This window comes from Sedimentibacter sp. B4, from assembly GCF_000309315.1.
In the GTDB taxonomy this organism is placed as follows: Bacteria; Bacillota; Clostridia; order Tissierellales; family Sedimentibacteraceae; genus Sedimentibacter; species Sedimentibacter saalensis.
Map to the genome: position 1 here is coordinate 1 of NZ_CANG01000386.1, position 215 is coordinate 215.

The 215-nt window shown below is 71.2% G+C and carries 1 pseudogene; it reads right to left on the reverse strand.

The annotated features are described in order from the left end of the window. Window positions 1-215, reverse strand: a pseudogene (locus BN358_RS26440) (segregation/condensation protein A); the annotation flags it as partial.

Sequence of the window (215 nt, forward strand, 5' to 3'; positions counted from 1 at the left end):
CTCGGCCTGCTCGCGTACGCTGACCAGCGGCTGGTGGAGGTGTTCGAGGCCCACCAGCGGCGGGTCCTTCGGCGTCAGGGCGCGACCTGCCAGCACCGCGATCACGTCGGCGAACCCGTCCAGTTCCACCTCAGGGAGCAGGCTGGCGAACCGTTCCTCCAGACCCCCGGGACGCGGGTACCGCCGCGCCTGGGTGTCCAGCGTCTGATGGATCC